Here is a 12,321-nt window from a genome sequence, read left to right on the forward strand (position 1 = left end):
GGCACGATGACGGTTTCAATCGTGCGGCGCCTGGCGCGGCGCTCAATATGGCATCCGGTACCGATAACCCCGGAATGCAAAGACCGCGCCCTTCGCTTCGAGCCGCTCCAGTACCAGCCCGGGCGCCACTTCGTCGCCTTCGCGGCGCAGGACCTTGTCGATCAGCACCAACCGGTCGGCCGGGTTCGGCGAATACATGTAGCCGCTCATCGCCACCGGCGGAATGGCGCGCCGGATCGGCTCCGGCAGGTCGCGCAAGGCCAATACCGGTTCTTCGCGCGACGCTTCGTCCGGCTTCGACGGGGTGGCGGCGACTGGCGGCGCTTCGGCGCGGGCGGCAGGTTGCGGCGGCGCGACGGCGGCAGGTTGCTGCTGCGCGATGGCGACAGGCGTCGGCGCCGTTTCCTTGCGGGCCTGGACCGCCGGAGCGGGGACGGCGGCGACCACCGGCGCAGGTGCCGGGGCCACGGCGGCAGGCTGCGTGACAGGCTGCGTGACAGGCGGCGCCACAGGCGCGGGAGCTGGTGCAACCGCCACCGCCCGCGGCTGCTCCGCCGGCACGGGCACCGCAGGTTGCGCGGGCGCGGCCGCCTGCCGCCACACCACCACGGCCAGCCCGGCGATGACGGCCGCCATGGCCGCGACGACCGCGACGAGCGGCTTGCGCAGCGGTGCGCCTGCCCCGGCTGGCGCCACGGGTGCGGGCGCATGGATGCCCGGCGTTTCACCCAATTGCCGCTCGGCCTGCGCTTTTTTTAATGCTTCGAGAATGTAGGACATATCACTTCCCTCCGGCCGGCGATGCCAGCCGGGGCTCCGGGTTGGCCATGCCGGCATCGATGAGCGCGCTCAGCCGGATGAAGGTCTTCGGGCCGGCCACCCCATCCGCCTTCAGTTGCTGGGACGCCTGGAAATCGCGCAGGCGGCGCAGCGTTTCGCCTTCGAGCGGCGCACCGTCCTCGGGCCGCGCGGCACTGGCCCGCTGCGCCAGCCGCCGCGCCAGCCAGTCCACCTGCGCGCCCCGGTCGCCGGCCGCCACCTGCTCGCGCCACCCGGGCGGTGCCCGCCAGAAGGTGGTGAAGGTGCCATCGTAGCGATTATCCAGGGCCGCCCGTGTCACGGCGTGGCGACGCCCGCCGATCTCGAGCACGCCGTCGCGCTCGCCGAGCGCCACCAGCAAGGCATGGGTCGGCAGCGCCGGATCGTCGTTCAATGTCAGCATCGCCGGGCGGTCCAGCAGGCGCAGGTCGTCCAGCGTGCCGCGCGTGGCAAGGCAGCGCAGGTTGTGCCGCGGTGCCTCGGCGCAGGCTTCGCCCGCCCCGGCCTTCATTGCCACGCCCCACAACGCGGCCAGCCGGCGCAGCGTGGCCTCGCTGTCCGTGCCCTGTGGCGCGACAGGCAGCGCGCCCTGCGGTGTGGCAGCCACTGCCGGCGCAGCCGCCGGCGCGGGCTGGCGTGGCGCCAGTTGCCAGGCGGCGGCGGTCAGCACGGCGCCGGCCAGTACCCCGCCGGCCACCAGCGGCCAGCGTGCCCGCACGCGCGGCACGGCCGCGCCGAACACTTCCTGCGCGGCGCGGCGCACGATCTTGCGCGTGACCTGCGCCTTGTTCTCGACATAGGCGCCGAGCAGCGCGCGGTCGCACAGCAGGTTGATCCGCCGCGGCACGCCTTGCGTCAGCGCATGGACCAGCGCCGTCACGCCGGCCGGGAAAGGCGACGGCCCGGCCAGCCCCGCCACCGCCAGCCGGTGCGCGATGTACTGCCCGGTTTCGGCGGCGCTCAGGGAACCCAGGTGGTAGCGGGCGATCACGCGCTGCGCCAGCTGTTCCAGCTCGGGCTGCGCCAGCATGGTGCGCAGCTCGGGCTGGCCGATCAGGATGATCTGCAGCAGCTTGCGCTCGCTCGTTTCCAGGTTCGTCAGCAGGCGCAACTGCTCGAGCACGGCCGCCGACAGGTTCTGCGCCTCGTCGATCACGAGCACGTTGTTCGCGCCGCGCGCATGGCTGTCCAGCAGGTGCCGGTTGATCGCATCCACGTAGTGCTTCACCGTGGCGGCGCCCGCCGGCAGCGCGATGCGGAATTCGTCGCACACCGATTGCAGCAGCTCCTCGACGGACAGCTTCGGGTTGAAGATGTAGGCCAGCTGGCAACCGGGCGGAACCTGTTCGATGAAGCAGCGGCACACGGTGGTCTTGCCGGCGCCGATCTCGCCCGTCAGCAGCACGAAGCCGCCGCCGCTGCCCACGCCGTACAGCAGGTGCGCCAGCGCCTCGCGATGGCGCTCGCTCATGTACAGGTAGCGCGGATCGGGCGCGATGGAGAACGGGCTGCGGGTCAGGTTGAAGAATCGCGTGTACATGGATGGTCGGTCAGCGCAGCGCGGGCGGCAGCGGTTTGAACTTGGCGCAATAGATCTTGGAGCGGCGCTCCGCGTAGGCGATGCGCCCGCCGGTGGAAGCTTCCCGCACCGGCGTCGCGGAGCCCGTGATTTTCGCATAGCGCAGGCCATCGCGCTGCGTGATCGCCTCGGCCAGCTTGTCCGGCGTGGTGTCGGCCACCGCGCCCACGAACCGGTAGGGAAACGTCTCGTCGCTGACGATCACTTCGCGCACGGCAAAGCCCCACAGCCTGGCTTCGGGCGTGCGGAACCAGTAAGCGCCGCCTTCGCGCTTGTAGGGCTGGCCGAACCAGCGCACCATGTAATCGAAATAATAACGGTTGGACGTCTGGTCGCGGCACAGCAGGCCGTTGCCCAGCACCACGCCGAAATGGCTGGGCACCTTCGCCTGCAGCGGCGGGGCGATCACGCAAGCCAGGGAAAATGCCAGGAAAGAACGCCGGGCCAGGCACCGGCTCAGGGGCAAGCCCGCAGTGCTGCCGGCCTGCGCGCCGGCGCCTACAAATTCTGCAGCCATTTCCGGTTGGCCGCGATCCTGACTTTCACCGATTCCGGCAGCGCTTCGTAGCATCCCGGGTATTGTTTCAAGGCGCTTTCGCGCACCTGCTTCTCTTGCCCGTTGATGAGGAAAACATAGAGCGTCCCGCCTTGATCGGTTTTCCGGGTCCCTAAATACTTGATCATTTTGCGAAATTCCTCCGGCATGCATTATGACACCTCCGCGCGGTGCCCGGCATTAATGGCGTCCAGTGGCGTCGCATGGCGTCTCATGGTGTCGGTCGGTGGCGTCGGTTTTCAGAGAATCGTTATCATTTCGCTACGGGCCGCGGCAAGCTGTGTTTTAATAGCGTGGCTCAAGCCGGACGGGACCATCATGAAAAACCTTTGTGCAATCGCCTTTGCAGCCGCTTCCGCCCTCGGCACCGCCACCGTCCACGCGGCGCCGGAAACCACCGCCGTGTTCGCCACGTGGCACATGGCGGACCTGCACGATGTGACGCAGGCGTGGTATTTCACCGGCGCGGCGCTGTCCAGCCATGACCGCGGCGGCGCGCCATGGGCCGGCGAGCGCCCGCTGGTCCAGCCTGCGGAGGTCGCGCTGTCCCAGGCGCCGCTGCAGCCGGCACCTTTGGAACCGGCGCCTTTGGAACCGGCGCCCTTGGAACCGGCACCTTTGGAACCGGCGCCCCTGGAACCGTCCGCCCTGTCCGCCCTCCCCGAGCTTCCCGTGGCGCCCGCCGTACCCGCCGTGCCGGCCAGGGTCGACGTGCCGCCCACCATTCCGGAACCGCGCATGGCGCCCATGTTGCTGCTCGGCTTGCTCCTGCTGTTCCTGCGCGCCAACCGGAAGGAAGAGCAGTTCGGCTAGCCGCTGTCCTGTGCGGCGCCTCTCCATCCTGCGCCGCCCCTGCGCGGCTCATCGCGCCATTCTGCCGCCGGCACCGCGTTTTCACCAGTCCATCCCGCCGCGCTCGCGGTGACCCTGCCGTTGGCTTATCGTCATGCTTCCCACAATGAGGCCAACATCATGCATCGACCTTCCCCTACCCTCGCCTTCGTCGTCCTGGCCACGGCCGCCACCCTGGCCACCGGCGCCGCCGCGGCGGACAGCGCCAGCCAGGCCCGCGCCACCGAAACCCGCAACATCGGCGCGTTCAGCGCGATCGACATCGCCGGGCCGTTCGACGTGCAGGTGGATGCCGAGGCGCCGCGCGCGCTGCGGCTGTCCGGCCCGGCGGCCGAGCTGGCGGAGATCGAGACGTTCGTCGACCGCGATACGCTCGTGGTACGGCGCAAGAGCCGCAGCGGCTGGCACTTCAGCTTCGGCAAGCGCAGCGAACCGGTCATGGTGACGATCGGCACGCCGCAGCTGAACAGCCTGCGCAATACCGGCAGCGGCGACGTGCGCCTGGACCGGGCCCGCGGCGACACGCTGCAGCTGACCGTCAGCGGCCCCGGCGACCTGCAGGCGAACGGCAACGTGCGCGAACTGTCGGTGCGCGGCAGCGGCAGCGGCGACATCGACCTGCGCGGCCTGCGCGCCGCCACGCTGCGCATCAAGATGAGCGGCCCGGGCGACGTGGAAGCGGCCGGCATCACGCGCGAACTGGCGGCCGACGTGACGGGTTCGGGCGACCTGGACGTCAACGATATCGCGGCCGACAAGGTCAGCGCCACGCTGACCGGCCCCGGCTCCGTCGCGCTGCAGGGCCGCAGCCGTGAGATCCACGCCACGCTGGCCGGCTCCGGCGACCTGGACGCGTGCTCGCTGGCCGTGGAAGGCGCCAGCGCGAACCTGTCGGGGCCGGGCAGTGCCTGCGTGGCCGGCACCATCCGCACCATGGAAGCGCGGGTGCGCGGCTCGGGGGACCTGGAAGCGCGCGGCCTGCAGACGCAAAGCCTGCGCGCCGAACTGGACGGCCCCGGCAGCATGAAGCTGAGCGGCACCACCGGCACGCTGGAAGCCTCGGTCAGCGGCTCGGGCGATTTCGACGGCGAAGAGCTGGCCGCGGGCCGCGCCGTGGTGCGCGGCCATGGCCCCGGCAATATCGCCCTGCAGCGCGTGACCGATACCCTGGATGCCGAGCTGCGCGGCTCGGGCGGACTGAGCACCGCGCTGGACGCGAAAAGCGTGCGCCTGACGCTGGCCGGCCCGGGTGGCGCCCACCTGCAGGGCCGCACCGCGCGGCTGGCGGCCCAGCTGTCCGGTTCCGGCAGCATCGATGGCCGGGCACTGCAGGCCGACCAGGCCCAGGTCACCGTGCGCGGCCCCGGCAACGCCGTCGTCAACGTGCGCGGCAAGCTCGAAACCCATGGCCGGGGCGGCGCGGACCGGCTCGTGAACATCGACCGCGAAGGCACCCAGGACGCGCGCTGACGTCCGCCGCGCGCCCAGCCCCGGCCATGCCGGGCGAACCCGGCCAGGTGCCGGGTTTTTTCTTTTGGTATTAGCCGGACCGGTTCCGCCACATACCACAACTCATACCAAAGAACCCATCCATTTCTCGTTTTTAATCATAGACTTAACTGATCCACTGCGGGTTTTTCCGCGCCTCGTCGACACGCCACGACAATACCAGTTAAATACCTGTTGACAGACTGGTTTGCCCATCCTATAGTCACCCTCGATTCTTCACACACCAACTCCTATGATCGACTATCTGATCGGCGTCGACGGCGGCGGCACGGGCACGCGGGTGCGCCTGGCACTGCCCGATGGCACGTTACTGGCCGAAGGCAGCGCCGGCCCGTCCGCCCTGCTGCACGGCATCCCCAACGCATGGAATGCCGTCGAGCAGGCGGCCGCGGCGGCGTTTGCCGCGGCCGGCCTCGGCGTTCCCGAGCGCGAGCGCATCGCCATCGGGCTCGGGCTGGCCGGGGTCCATAACCGGGGCTGGGCGGCGGAGTTCATCGGCGCCAATCCCGGCTACGCGGCGGTGGCGCTGGAAAGCGATGCGTACACCACGGTCCTCGGCGCCCACCAGGGCCAGCCCGGCGCGATCATCGCGCTCGGCACCGGCAGCGTCGGCGAAGTGCTGGGCGAGGATGGCTCGCGGCGCGAAGTCGGCGGCTGGGGCTTTCCTTCCGGCGATGAAGCGGGCGGTGCCTGGATCGGCATGCGCGCCGTGAACCATGTCCAGCACGTGCTCGACGGCCGCGCCGCCGGCGGCCCGTTCGCCGATGCGGTCATCGCCGCGTGCGGTGGCGGCAGGGATGCGATCCAGTCGTGGCTTGCCAGCGCGACGCAGACCCGTTTCGCGCAACTGGCCCGCATCGTGCTGGAACACGCGGCCGGCGACGACACGGCGCGCGAGATCATGCTCGAGGCGGGCCGGCAGGTGGGCCTGATCGCCGGCGCGCTCGATACCGCGGGCAGGCTGCCGATCGCGCTGTGCGGCGGCCTGGCCGAACCGATGCGCGCCTTCCTGCCGGGCGAGCTGCTGGCGCGCATCGTGCCGGCCAGCGGCGATTCCGCCACCGGCGCGCTGCAACTGATCCGGCGACAGCTCGCCGAAGCTTCCGTGAAGGAGTGAACCATGCCGGCCCGACTGCGTGATTTCCATCCCGATGCGGCCAGCGATACGCCGCTTTACATGCAGGTGGCCAACCGCCTGTCCGACGGCATCGCGGGCGGCGACTGGCGCGCCAACGAAGCACTGCCTTCCGAGCGCGTGCTGTCCGATGCACTGAGCATCTCGCGCGTCACGGCGAGGAAGGCGATCGACCTGCTGTGCGACCGCGGCATGCTGACGCGCCGGCGCGGCTCGGGCACCTACATCACGCCCAAGCTGGAACAGCCGCTGTCGCGCCTGACGAGCTTTTCGGAAGAACTGCGCCAGCGCGGCTTCACGGCCGGTTCGCGCTGGCTGCAGCGCGAGATCGGCATCGCCGCGCCGATGGAGGTGCTGTCGCTCGGCCTGTCGCCCAACATGCCGGTGGCGCGCCTGAAGCGGCTGCGCACGGCCGACGACGTGGTGATGGCGATCGAGACATCGACCATCCCGGCCGCCTACGTGCCGGACCCGCAGCGCGTCACCGATTCGCTGTACGGCTACCTGGAAGCGCACGGCACGGTGCCGATGCGGGCGCTGCAGCACATCCGCGCGGTCAACGCCAACGCCGAGCAGGCGAAACTGGCCAACATCGCGCCTGGCACGGCCATGCTGCACATTACGCGCGTGAGCTACCTGGACAGCGGTGCCGCGGTGGAACTGACCCACTCGTGGTGCCGCAGTGATTATTACGAATTCGTAGCGGAGTCGCGTCGATGAACGATGCCATCAAACCAAGCACCATCAAGGGCAACATCCTGAGCGCCGGCGGCTGGATCGCCGGTACCCTTTCCTTTACCGACCGCGTGAGCGGCATCGATGGCGCCGCCGCCGATCCCGGTTCGAACGGCGACGACTATATCCTGCCCGGCTTCATCGACCTGCACGTGCACGGCGGCGCGGGGCGCGACGTGATGCAGGGCGGCGATGCTGTCCACGCGATCGCCGCGATCCATGCCCGCCATGGCACCACCAGCATCCTCGCCACCACGATGACGGCGCCGCCGGAAGACATCGACGTGGCACTGGCCGCGATCGGCCAGGCGGTACGCCAGCGCGGCAAGGGCGAAGCGCGCGTGCTGGGCGCGCACCTGGAAGGCCCGTACATCAATTCCGGCAAGCTGGGAGCGCAACCGAATTTCGCCCGCGCCGCCACGCTGGCCGAGGTGCAGCGGCTGGAAACCCTGGCTCCGCTGCGGGTGATCACGGTGGCGCCGGAAATCGCCGGCCACCTGGCGCTGGTGCGCGAACTTGCCGGCGAAGGCGTGCGCGTGCAGATCGGCCACACGCTGGGCTCCTATGAGGATGGCGTGGCCGCCCTGGAACACGGCGCGGCCGGCTTCACGCACCTGTTCAATGCGATGAGCCCCCTGCACCACCGCGAACCCGGCATGGTCGGCGCGGCGCTTGCGCATGCGCAATACGCCGAACTGATTCCCGACCTGCTGCACGTGCATCCCGGCGCCATCAAGACCGCGCTACGCGCCATTCCGCGGCTGTATTGCGTCACCGATTCCACCTCCGCCACCGGCATGCCCGATGGCGAATACATGCTGGGCCGGCACACCGTGCACAAGTGCATGGGCGGCGTGCGGCTTCCGGACGGCACGCTGGCCGGCAGCACGCTGACGCTCGACCAGGCGCTGCGCAACCTCGTCGGCCTGGGCCTCGACCTGGCCGACGCCTCGGCACGCGTGTCCACGCATGCCGCCGATTACCTGGGCCTGGAAGAGCGCGGCCGGCTCGCCCCGGGCACCTGGGCCGACATCGTGGTGCTGGGCCGCGACCTGCAACTGAAAGCCGTCTATATCGAAGGAGAACGCATTGACCTCAATGATGCTTAAGGAAGCGCTGTCCGCGGCGGACTGCGTGGCCGGGCAACTGGCGCACGACGCCGACCGTTATGCCGAGCTGGGCCGCCGGCTCGCCGGCACGCCCTTCGCCACCGCGCTCACGGTGGCGCGCGGCAGCTCGGACCACGCGTCGAACTACATCGCCTACCTGATCATGGCGCGGCTGGGGCGCGTGGTGGCTTCGCTGCCGATGTCGCTCGTCACGCTGCACAAGTCGCCTTTGATGACGCGCGACACGCTGACGATCGCCGTGTCGCAATCGGGCCAGAGCCCGGACGTGGTCGAGCCGATCCGCTATTTCCGCGAGGGCGGCGCCACCACCGTGGCGCTGGTCAACGACATCGACTCGCCGTTGGCGCAGGCCGCCGAGTGGGCGATGCCGCTGCGCGCCGGCAAGGAACAGAGCGTGGCCGCGACGAAGAGCTTCATCACGTCGCTGGTGGCCGGCGCCCGGCTGGTGGCGAACTGGCAGGACGATGCGGAACTGAAGGATGGCCTGGCGGCGCTGCCGGAAGCGCTGCGCGCCGCCGCGCGGGCCGACTGGCAGCAGGCGGTGGACGTGCTGGCCCCGGCCCGCAACATCATGGTGGTCGGCCGCGGCATCAGCTTCCCCGTCGCGCTGGAAGCATCGCTGAAATTCAAGGAAACCTCGGCCCTGCAGGCCGAGGCGTTTTCCGGCGCCGAGATCAAGCACGGCCCGATGGCGCTGATCGACGAGGGTTATCCGCTGCTGATCTTCGCCACGCGCGGTCCCACGCAGGCCGGCCTGCTGGCGCTGGCCGACGAGATGCGCGGCCGTGGCGCACGCGTGCTGCTCGCCGCGCCGGACGACGTGGCGCAGCGCGACCTGACGCTGCCGGTGGCGGCCACGCCCGACCTCGATCCGATCGTGGCGATCCAGGCGTTCTACGTGATGGCGGCGCAACTGTCGGCCGCGCGCGGGCTGGATCCGGACAAGCCGCGGCACCTGTCCAAGGTCACCAAGACCAGCTAGGTCGGCCTTTCCTTCAACGCTATTCCATCGGCCACGAACCAATGAACCAACCACCGAACGCCCTGCGCAAGCTTGCCGGCCAGCTGATCATGATCCGCTTTCCCGGCACGGAACTCGATGCCGCCACGGCCCGCTTCCTGGAAGAGAACGGCATCCGCGCCGTGTGCCTGTTCCGCGGCAACATGACGGACCAGGCGCAGCTGTCGAAGCTGACGGCCGACCTGCGCGCGGTGCTCGGCCCCGAAGCGCTGATCGCGATCGACCAGGAAGGCGGCGCCGTGGTGCGCTCGACCTGGGTGCCGGCACCGCCGGCGGCGATGGGCCTGGGCGCCGCCGACGATACCGGCCTGGCGCACCGCACCGGCGCCGCCGTGGCGCGCGCCGTGAAGGCGCTGGGCTTCAACTGGAACTTCGCGCCGGTGCTGGACCTGAACAACAACCCGCACAACCCGGTGATCGCCGAGCGTTCGTTCGGCGCCGATCCGCAACGCGCGGCGCAGCTGGCGATGGCGTGGATGGCCGGCAGCGAGGAAGAAGGCGTGGCCTGCTGCGTCAAGCACTTCCCCGGCCATGGCGACACCAGCGTGGATTCGCACCGCGACCTGCCCACTGTCGACAAGCCGCGCGCCGAACTGGAAGCGTTCGAGTTCGCGCCGTTCCGCGCCGCCGCGCCGGTGGCCCCGGCCGTGATGACGGCGCACATCGTCTACCCCGCCATCGATGCCGCCAATCCGGCCACGATGTCGCCGGCAATCCTGGACGGCATCCTGCGCCGCGAGTGGAACTACGGCGGCGTGATCATCACCGACGGCATGGACATGCACGCGATCGCCGGCCGCTACGGCGCGGGCAACGCGGCCGTGCGCGCACTGGCCGCCGGCGCCGACATGGTGATGGCGCTTGGCACCCCGCAAACGCAGGATGAAACACTCGACGCGATCGCCCAGGCCATCGCCGACGGCACCATCAGCCGCGCCCAGGTCGACGAACGCCTGGCCCGGCTGTCGGCGCTGGCGGCGAAGTACCCGTGCGCGCCGCGCGAGTACACCGAGGACGCCGCCGACCGCGCCGTGATGGCCGAGGGATGGCGCCGCGCGCTCACCAGCCGCGGCGCGCCCCGGCGGCCCGCGGCCGGCGCCAAGGTGCGCCTGGTGGTGCGGCAGGATGTGGTCAGCGACGGCGTGTCGGAAGCCGGCGTGCCGGCGGCCCGCGTGGCCGATGCGCTGCGCCACCTGCACGACGTGGAACTGGTCACGTTCGCCGATGCCGAAAGCTTCGACTGGTCCGCCCTGCCGGCCGATGGCCGCTACACGATCCTGGCCTCCACCTCGCGCCTGCGCTATGGCCCGCATGCGCGCGCCACCTGGCGGCCGGACCTGCACGTGGCGCTGTGGAATCCCTACCAGGCGCTCGACATCGATGCGCCGGCACTGATGACCTACGGCTTCGCCGCGCCGGCGCTGGAAGCCGTTGCCGCCTGGCTTGCCGGCGAGCTGGAAGCGGCCGGCACATGCCCGGTGCCGGGTTTCGCCTGAACCACCACCATCACGGGACATCACCGATGCAGACCGACGCCAAGGGAGCCAGCCCGCCATTCTGGGTTCCCTCGCTGTACTTCGCCCAGGGATTGCCGTACTTCGCCGTGGCGCTGATCGCCGGGCTGATGTTCAAGAGCATGGGCGTGGCCAACGAGGATATCGCGCACTGGACCGCCTATATCGGCGCCGCCTGGGTCTTCAAGCCGCTGTGGAGCCCGTTCCTGGAACTGGCGCCCAGCAAGAAGGCGGTGGTGGTCACGTTCCAGCTGCTGGGCGGCGCCTGCCTGGGCCTGGTGGCGCTGGCGCTGCACCTGCCGGTGTGGCTGGCGGCCAGCGTGGCGATGCTGGGACTGGTGGCGATCAGCTCGGCCACCCACGACATCGCCTGCGACGGCCTGTACATCGCCAGCCTCAGCAAGAAGCAGCAGGCGCAGTACGCCGGCTGGACGGGCACCTTCTTCAACGCCGGGCGCTTCATCTCGCTGGGCGGGCTGGTGATCCTGGCCGGCCAGCTGGAAAAGACGCAGGGCGTGACGAATGCGTGGACGATCATCTTCCTGATCCTGGCCGGCACCATGATCTCGCTGGGGCTGTACCACGCCTGGTCGCTGCCGACGGCGCGCAACGCGGCCGCGGCGGCCGGCCAGGGCGACCACACCGCGGCCGGCATCGCCCGCACGCTGAAGGAAGTGATCATCGATTACCTGAACAAGCCGGGCATCTGGGTGTCGATCCTGTTCATCATCCTGTTCCGCGCCGGCGAGGCGCAGGTGCAGACCATCGGCCCGCTGTTCCTGCGCGATGCGGTCGACCAGGGCGGCCTGGGCCTCACCACCGCGGAAGTGGGCATCGTGTACGGCACCTCGGGCACGGTGGCCTTCATCATCGGCTCGATCGCGGGCGGCTACTTCACCTCGTGGCTCGGCCTGCGCCGCGCCATCCTGCCGCTGATCCTGGCCGTCAACCTGCCGAACCTGGTGTTCTGGTACCTGTCCACCTGGCACCCGCATGACCTGGTGATCATCGGCGCTGCGCTGTCGGCCGAGATGTTCGGCTACGGCTTCGGCTTCGTCGGCATCATCCTGTACATGATGCAGGTGGTCGCCCCCGGCAAGTACACGACGGCCCATTACGCCTTCTCGACCGGCATCATGCAGCTGGGCTTCGTGCTGTTCAAGTGGGTCAGCGGCGATATCCAGGCGGCGCTCGGCTACCAGCGCTTCTTCGTGTGGGTGCTGGTGGCGGCGATCCCCGTCGCCCTGCTGTCGCAGTTCATTCCGATGGAATCGCGGGTGGCCGACGATGCCGAACAGCCGGGCGGGCAGCCGGATGGCCAGGGGCAGGAGGCGGCGGCGCGATGAGGGAGTTGATTGCGGTACCAATGGCGCCGGAAGGGCTTTGGTAGTATCTTTACGCGTCGCCGTCGTTGCGTAAATTGAAACCTAACGTTATTAAAATTTATGGGACAATAAGTGTTTGTCCCCTT

Annotated in this window: 12 protein-coding genes; 8 read left to right on the plus strand and 4 right to left on the minus strand. The window is 69.8% G+C overall.

The window, feature by feature from the left end; all coding sequences use genetic code 11:
- Positions 1 to 42 precede the first annotated feature (42 nt).
- From EYF70_RS21610 to EYF70_RS21625, 4 genes are read right to left on the minus strand one after another with little or no spacing between them, the layout of a single operon-like run.
- Entirely contained in the window at positions 43 to 780 is a 738-nt protein-coding gene (locus EYF70_RS21610) for a general secretion pathway protein GspB (protein ID WP_131147243.1), read from the minus strand.
- Position 781: 1 nt separating this feature from the next.
- The gene (locus EYF70_RS21615; protein WP_131147244.1) at positions 782 to 2,359 is read right to left on the minus strand and encodes an ExeA family protein; all 1,578 of its coding nucleotides are present in this window, start codon (positions 2,357 to 2,359) and stop codon (positions 782 to 784) included.
- Positions 2,360 to 2,369: 10 nt separating this feature from the next.
- Positions 2,370 to 2,915, minus strand: coding sequence for a hypothetical protein (locus tag EYF70_RS21620; protein ID WP_229420498.1), 546 nt, complete (start codon positions 2,913 to 2,915; stop codon positions 2,370 to 2,372).
- A complete protein-coding gene (locus tag EYF70_RS21625) occupies positions 2,897 to 3,082 on the minus strand; it encodes a hypothetical protein (RefSeq protein ID WP_131147245.1) in 186 nt (61 codons plus the stop codon). The genes EYF70_RS21620 and EYF70_RS21625 overlap by 19 nt, the downstream gene beginning before the upstream one ends.
- Before the next feature lie 190 nt (positions 3,083 to 3,272).
- Here EYF70_RS21625 and EYF70_RS21630 point away from each other — a divergent pair, with 190 nt between their 5' ends.
- The 8 genes from EYF70_RS21630 (at position 3,273) to EYF70_RS21665 (ending at position 12,196) form a co-directional block, all read left to right on the plus strand.
- A complete protein-coding gene (locus EYF70_RS21630) occupies positions 3,273 to 3,767 on the plus strand; it encodes a hypothetical protein (protein ID WP_131147246.1) in 495 nt (164 codons plus the stop codon).
- Between the two features lie 159 nt (positions 3,768 to 3,926).
- Positions 3,927 to 5,276 (plus strand): GIN domain-containing protein, encoded by a 1,350-nt coding sequence (locus tag EYF70_RS21635; protein ID WP_131147247.1) that lies wholly within the window; start codon positions 3,927 to 3,929, stop codon positions 5,274 to 5,276.
- Positions 5,277 to 5,547: 271 nt separating this feature from the next.
- Complete coding sequence (locus EYF70_RS21640; RefSeq protein ID WP_131147248.1) at positions 5,548 to 6,432, plus strand: glucosamine kinase nucleotide-binding domain-containing protein; 885 nt, start codon at positions 5,548 to 5,550, stop codon at positions 6,430 to 6,432.
- Between the two features lie 3 nt (positions 6,433 to 6,435).
- Positions 6,436 to 7,170, plus strand: a complete 735-nt coding sequence (locus tag EYF70_RS21645; RefSeq protein ID WP_131147249.1) for a GntR family transcriptional regulator — start codon at positions 6,436 to 6,438, stop codon at positions 7,168 to 7,170.
- Positions 7,167 to 8,294, plus strand: coding sequence for an N-acetylglucosamine-6-phosphate deacetylase (gene nagA / locus EYF70_RS21650; protein WP_131147250.1), 1,128 nt, complete (start codon positions 7,167 to 7,169; stop codon positions 8,292 to 8,294). The genes EYF70_RS21645 and nagA overlap by 4 nt, the downstream gene beginning before the upstream one ends.
- Positions 8,284 to 9,297, plus strand: a complete 1,014-nt coding sequence (locus tag EYF70_RS21655) for an SIS domain-containing protein (protein ID WP_131147251.1) — start codon at positions 8,284 to 8,286, stop codon at positions 9,295 to 9,297. The genes nagA and EYF70_RS21655 overlap by 11 nt, the downstream gene beginning before the upstream one ends.
- Positions 9,298 to 9,338: 41 nt before the next feature.
- The gene (gene nagZ, locus EYF70_RS21660; protein ID WP_131147252.1) at positions 9,339 to 10,832 is read left to right on the plus strand and encodes a beta-N-acetylhexosaminidase; all 1,494 of its coding nucleotides are present in this window, start codon (positions 9,339 to 9,341) and stop codon (positions 10,830 to 10,832) included.
- A 26-nt stretch (positions 10,833 to 10,858) separates the two neighbouring features.
- The gene (locus EYF70_RS21665; RefSeq protein WP_131147253.1) at positions 10,859 to 12,196 is read left to right on the plus strand and encodes an MFS transporter; all 1,338 of its coding nucleotides are present in this window, start codon (positions 10,859 to 10,861) and stop codon (positions 12,194 to 12,196) included.
- Positions 12,197 to 12,321: the final 125 nt, after the last annotated feature.

The organism is Pseudoduganella albidiflava (assembly GCF_004322755.1).
GTDB lineage: Bacteria > Pseudomonadota > Gammaproteobacteria > Burkholderiales > Burkholderiaceae_D > Rugamonas > Rugamonas albidiflava.